This is a genomic window from Mesorhizobium sp. M8A.F.Ca.ET.021.01.1.1 (assembly GCF_003998025.1).
Taxonomy (GTDB): domain Bacteria; phylum Pseudomonadota; class Alphaproteobacteria; order Rhizobiales; family Rhizobiaceae; genus Mesorhizobium.
In genome coordinates this window covers 1-1,141 of record NZ_RZSJ01000962.1, presented here as the reverse complement: position 1 = coordinate 1,141, position 1,141 = coordinate 1, and the positions used below count along the sequence as shown (strand labels likewise).

Sequence of the window (1,141 nt, the reverse complement as noted above, 5' to 3'; positions counted from 1 at the left end):
GCCGCACCACCACGCAGGCCGATTGGGCGACGATCGAGACTGCCGTCGCCGAAGGCCGGCGCGGCGACGCCATAACCGCCTTCCTCAAATCGGTGGGCATGCCCCGCCTGCTCATCGTCTTCATGAAGCTCATGCCGATCTGGCGACGGCTCAAGGCGGTGGCGCATACCTTGCCGCATGATGGCGCCATCGTCGGCGGCGATCAGCTTGGCAGGCCGCTCGATCCCAGCCGCTGGGCTTCGCTGCGCGTGCCGGTATTGGTGAGCGACGGCGGCAAGAGCCCGCCATGGATGCGGCATGGCAACAAGGCCCTGGCCAAGGCATTGCCCAATGCAAGCTATCAGACGCTGCCCGGCCAGAACCACATGCTGAAGCCGGCCGCGCACGCCCCGGTGCTGACGGCGTTCTTCAACAGCCTGGATTAGGTACGGACGTCAACCCATGCGAATAAAAGGAAATCGACCATGCGGCTTCGCCATATCCTCATCAAGGTCGACGACCAGGACAAGGCGCTGGCCTTCTACACCTCGGTCATGGGTTTTGTGAAAAAGCATGATCACGACAGCGGTCCAATCCGCTGGCTGACGGTGGTGGCACCCGACGATGGCGGCACGGAACTGGTGCTCGAACCCAACAGCGCCCCGCCGGCGCGCGCCGCGCAGCAAGCGCTTTACGACGCCCGTTTCCCGGCGGCGCTCATCACCGTCGGCGACATCCACGCCGAGTTCGACCGGCTCACCGCGCGCGGCGTGAAATTTCTCGGGCCTCCGGAACGCACAGGCCCGGTGACATCGGCCTTCTTCGACGACACCTGCGGCAATTTCATCGTGATGGCCGAGCCATCCGCCTGAAGCGCTTGTTGCTGGGACAGGAAACAGACCGGCCGCGCCCGGCTTGCGGTGCCCGCCTCGCCCGTGGCATCTGTCCGCTGGAACGGATCACCGGCAACAGCATGGCAGCACGACCACCTCCGCCCGGCCGGCCGCCAGCCGGCAAGCCCCGCAGCGCCGGGTCTCCCGGCGTCAGCCTGAACCGCGCGATGTCAAAACTCGGCCTGTGCTCGCGCACGCAGGCCGAAGTGCTGATCGCGGCGGGTCGCGTGCGCGTAGGCGGCAAGGTCGTGCGTGACGCGGCGTTGCGC

The 1,141-nt window shown here is 66.8% G+C and carries 2 protein-coding genes and 1 pseudogene; all 3 read left to right on the top strand.

Annotation, left to right across the window (positions count from 1 at the left end; all coding sequences use genetic code 11):
- Positions 1–425: pseudogene (locus EOA36_RS35830) on the top strand (alpha/beta hydrolase); the annotation flags it as partial.
- Positions 426–464: 39 nt separating this feature from the next.
- Positions 465–851: a VOC family protein gene (locus tag EOA36_RS35825; RefSeq protein ID WP_127281270.1), complete on the top strand. Its 387-nt coding sequence runs from the start codon at positions 465–467 to the stop codon at positions 849–851.
- 101 nt (positions 852–952) lie between these two features.
- A partial coding sequence (locus EOA36_RS35820; RefSeq protein ID WP_281040117.1) for a S4 domain-containing protein occupies positions 953–1,141 on the top strand: 189 nt, incomplete at its 3' end.

Bases quoted from the DNA above. Each gene is read 5' to 3' on its own strand.
- EOA36_RS35825 (WP_127281270.1), top strand. From the start codon at position 465: ATGCGGCTTCGCCATATCCTCATCAAGGTCGACGACCAGGACAAGGCG.